1 tRNA gene is annotated in these 710 nt (G+C 54.4%); it reads left to right on the forward strand.

The window, feature by feature from the left end:
* Nucleotides 1–455: 455 nt before the first annotated feature.
* Nucleotides 456–528, forward strand: a tRNA-Ile gene (locus tag EI28_RS12715).
* The last annotated feature ends 182 nt before the right edge of the window (nucleotides 529–710 follow it).

Genomic DNA, 710 nt, shown 5'->3' on the forward strand with positions numbered 1-710 from the left:
CTGCACCCGGAGGATATCGATCACTTCGGAGGACGGCGTTCCCGGGTAGCCGCTGGCAAAATCGATGTTTGCCTCCAGGCATGCGTGAGCGATGCCCTCGTTTCCGAGTAGGTATCGTATTGCCATTGTTCCACTCAACTATACTTCTATCATCGGTTTTCAACATAGCCCTTTGGATGCCTGTCCGGAACATTCCGGTGCCGAAACGCCGGGTATTGCGGGATAGTCACGACGGGCCGTATCTTTGCGCACCATCGTTCACCAGGGAGGATTGGCGGTTGCGTCCTCGATGCGGCCATGCTCCGGGTGGGTACCGATCCCTGGAGTTCGCCCCGAACCGTTGCCCCTGCCTGTTCTTTGCCGGCGCCGTTCTCCGACGATTCAGGAGCAGAGTCCTTGCACAACCTTTAAATTGAAGATTGTACAATATTTATAGGCACTAATACAGGTGTTTCGGGCCCGTAGCATAGCTGGTGGTGCACCCGGCTGATAACCGGGAGGTCATGCGTTCGAATCGCATCGGGCCCATCGTTTCTCATATTATCTCGTTTTCAGGAGTTGTTTGAACAGGTAGTGCACCCGGCAGATCACCGGGAGGTCGTGCGTTCGAATCTCGGTTTCCTACCGTTCTCTTTACGCTATGCCTTTCTCCAGGTCGCCTGTCCAAAATTCATGCCGCATTTGCGGTTATCCGGTGATATTCTCTCTCA

The organism is Methanoculleus sp. MH98A (assembly GCF_000691865.1).
Lineage (GTDB): Archaea > Halobacteriota > Methanomicrobia > Methanomicrobiales > Methanoculleaceae > Methanoculleus.